Raw genomic sequence first — 2513 nt, 5'->3', positions numbered from 1 at the left:
CGGTGAATCAGTCACCACATATACTGACTGATACACCGCTTTCGCGAGCAAGCCCGCTCCCACATTTTGATCTTCACATGGCTTAGATGCCCTGTGGTGTCTCTTCGCCGCCCAGTGCCTCGACCAATGCCGGCAGGAAATCGCCGAAGGTCAGCATCATCAAGGTAAAGCTGGCATCCAGTTGGCCCAGGGCTTCATCACCGCCGTCCTGTTCCGCCTGGTCTTGCAGCAGGTCTTCGAACTTCAGGCGCTTGACGGTCATCTTGTCGTCGAGCATGAAGGACAACTTGTCCTGCCACGCCAGGGACAGTTGGGTCACGACCTTGCCGGTGGTCAGGTGCAGCTGGATCTCTTCGCTGGTCAGGTCCTGGCGCTTGCAACGCACGATGCCGCCGTCTTCGTGGGTGTCGCGCAGTTCGCATTCGTCGAGGACGAAGAAGTCGTCGGCCGGTTTCTGGGTGGTGACCCAGTCGGTCATGATCGCAGTCGGGGCGGTTTTTACCGTCAGCGGGCGGACCGGCAGGGTGCCGATCACTTCGCGCAGGGTCGACAGCAGGTCTTCGGCGCGCTTGGGGCTGGCCGAGTTGACCAGGATCAGGCCCTGTTTCGGCGCGATCGCAGCGAAGGTCGACGAGCGACGGATAAAGGCACGGGGCAGGAAGGCCTGGATGATTTCATCCTTGATCTGGTCGCGCTCCTTCTTATAGACCTTGCGCATCTGCTCGGCTTCGATCTCTTCGACTTTCTCTTTAAGTGCATCACGCACCACGCTACCCGGCAGGATGCGTTCTTCCTTGCGGGCGGCAATCAGCAAGAAATCGCCGCTGACGTGAACCAGGGGAGCATCTTCACCTTTACCAAACGGTGCGACGAAACCGTAAGTAGTCAACTCCTGGCTTGCACAAGGGCGCGCCAGCTTGGTGGCCATGGCCGCTTCCAACGCCTCGGCATCAACAGGCAGATCTTGGGTCAGGCGATAGATAAGCAGGTTCTTGAACCACATGGGGTGAGTCTCTCCTCTATACAAAGGGGGGCATTATTCTCTTGATCACGCCGCAGGCCAACCCTGCCTAAGCCATTGGAAGGGCTGAAAAAAAAGATTTAAGAAAGTGCTTGCCAGACTTAAGGTCGCTCCGTAGAATGCGCGCCACACCGAAACGAAGGGTGATTAGCTCAGCTGGGAGAGCGTCTGCCTTACAAGCAGAATGTCGGCGGTTCGATCCCGTCATCACCCACCATTCGCTTCATGTGTTACGCGCAGCGGTAGTTCAGTCGGTTAGAATACCGGCCTGTCACGCCGGGGGTCGCGGGTTCGAGTCCCGTCCGCTGCGCCATATTCGGCAACCTGGAACACTGAACGCCAGGTAGCCACAAGAAACCCGCTCATTGAGCGGGTTTTTTTTCGCCTCGGGGAAAGCCATGGCCTTTAACACCGGAAACCCTGTAGAACCGAATGGCTCAACAGATCCGCGCGACCTCAAAGACAACGCGCCAATTTTCGACAAGCTCATCAACGGGGCAGACCTGACCTGGCTTGGTCGCCTGGGTAAAGTGCTAAAGACCTGGGCTGGTATGGAGAAAGAATTCTCTGACCTTATAGCGCGCTCCGGCTACGAATCTATTTACGTCCAGTACGAAGCTGCTGCAGTAGTTGAGCGGCCTACACAGCTGGTACAAAGGGAGGGCGACCTGTATCGGGTTACCGATCAGGCATCTTTGCCTTTGACGCTAACTGGCGTCTGGGCTACGGATGCGCCAAAGCTCACCGCTGTCGGCGATGCCTCTTTGCGTGCGGCTCTTGCGGAGCCAGATGGGGCTGGCCTGGTGGAATCGGTATTTGGCAGCCTGGACAGCGCGATCCAGACCATTCCTGTTGGGTTTGAATACTCGTCTGCTGCAAAGCCCTGGGGTACCGGCAGCATCACGACCTACGACCAACTCGTGCTGAGCGGGGGAACGCTTTACAAATACATCGGTGCAACTCTTCCGAAATCCATTACAGGCAGCTTTGAGGCTGAGCCTGCAAACACCTGGATTCGTGCCGGTGAAAACCTCTCAGCATACGTTCCAAGCGCCACAAAGAAGGAAGATCTAACATCGAAGATCACTTCGGGCTACAAGGTTGTAATCACTGGCGACTCTCTCCCGTTCAACGCCTTTCAGTTCCCAAGCAGCACGCCACTGCTCCCCGCCGACTATGCATACAAGAACCCATATGGGCTGGCTGCATGGGGGCACATGGTGCGGGATTCGATTTATAGCTACGGCCCTGATTTCACATTGGCAAAAGACGCGCAGATCATCACCTCGCCAGGCATCGCTAGAAATGCAAACGTCAATAACGTCTATACATCGCCATTTAATAATCAATTAGAGACATTTCTAGTCTATTCAGATCAGGATCAAATTGTTATACGGATGGACGATGTATACACCGGAGCAAATGTTCGCCTAATGTTCTTCACTGGCAACGATGCTTTTACCAATATTGCAAGCTTCGACATTTATACTGG

Annotated in this window: 1 protein-coding gene, 2 tRNA genes and 1 pseudogene; 3 read left to right on the top strand and 1 reads right to left on the bottom strand. The window is 55.4% G+C overall.

The features are described 5' to 3' along the window. Positions 1 to 82: 82 nt before the first annotated feature. Positions 83 to 1003: a recombination-associated protein RdgC gene (gene rdgC, locus GIW04_RS29775; RefSeq protein ID WP_020301078.1), complete on the bottom strand. Its 921-nt coding sequence runs from the start codon at positions 1001 to 1003 to the stop codon at positions 83 to 85. 159 nt (positions 1004 to 1162) lie between these two features. Between rdgC and GIW04_RS29770 the strand changes: the two genes are divergently transcribed. The 3 genes and pseudogenes from GIW04_RS29770 to GIW04_RS29760 form a co-directional block, all read left to right on the top strand. Further along, positions 1163 to 1238: transfer RNA gene (locus GIW04_RS29770), tRNA-Val, on the top strand. Positions 1239 to 1257: 19 nt separating this feature from the next. After that, positions 1258 to 1334, top strand: a tRNA-Asp gene (locus GIW04_RS29765). A gap of 85 nt (positions 1335 to 1419) precedes the next feature. Then, positions 1420 to 2513: pseudogene (locus GIW04_RS29760) on the top strand (hypothetical protein); the annotation flags it as partial.

The organism is Pseudomonas sp. PA-4-8C (assembly GCF_021606625.1).
GTDB lineage: Bacteria > Pseudomonadota > Gammaproteobacteria > Pseudomonadales > Pseudomonadaceae > Aquipseudomonas > Aquipseudomonas lactis.
Note: the sequence above shows the minus strand (reverse complement) of the source record. Positions and strands in the feature narration are given on the sequence as shown.